General features: G+C 69.5%; 1 protein-coding gene. It reads left to right on the forward strand.

Going from position 1 to position 236, the window contains the following annotated elements; genetic code table 11:
* Positions 1–236, forward strand: a 236-nt coding sequence (locus tag ACKX14_RS16450; RefSeq protein ID WP_479685988.1) for a GntT/GntP/DsdX family permease, incomplete at both ends; no start/stop codon positions are given.

The raw sequence follows: 236 nt of genomic DNA on the forward strand, positions 1-236 counted from the left end.
CGCGGGCCGATGTCGGCAACACCCTGCGCAAGGCGCTGGCGCCGATCGCGGTGCTGTTGCTGACCATCGGCGCCGGTGGCGGGTTGAAGCAAACCCTGCTGGATGCCGGCGTGAGCCAGACCATCAGCAAGGTGGCCGAAGGCGCGCACATGCCGTACCTGTTGCTGGCCTGGTTGATTGCGGTGGCGCTGCGTCAGGCCACGGGGTCGGCGACCGTCGCCACCACGACAACGGCG

This window comes from Thermorhabdus hydrogeniformans, from assembly GCF_049310025.1.
Classification (GTDB): domain Bacteria; phylum Bacillota; class Thermosediminibacteria; order Thermosediminibacterales; family Tepidanaerobacteraceae; genus JBJYKD01.